The sequence below is a fragment of the Lactobacillus fornicalis genome, from assembly GCF_055362665.1.
In genome coordinates, this window is record NZ_JBLTIM010000009.1 from 28,298 (window position 1) to 28,531 (window position 234).

Annotated in this window: 1 protein-coding gene; it reads right to left on the bottom strand. The window is 39.7% G+C overall.

The window, feature by feature from the left end:
- Nucleotides 1-234 (bottom strand): FIVAR domain-containing protein (locus tag ACNDLV_RS02955; RefSeq protein WP_498882925.1); only part of this gene is annotated, 234 nt, incomplete at both ends.

Sequence of the window (234 nt, forward strand, 5' to 3'; positions counted from 1 at the left end):
CCTGTTGAACTAGTATCTGTGGCTTGACCATCTAAGGCTGATTTTGCATTGTTAATTGCAGTTGTAGCACTATCCACTTCGCTTTGAGTAGCGGAATCATTGTTCAACACCTTTTGACCAGCACTTACCGCATCATCATATGCTTGTTTCTTGTCATCACTTGCGTTCTTGTATGGATCTGTTGATTCTACTGTTGATTGTTCATTTACTGCTTTTTCTAAGCCACTCTTATCT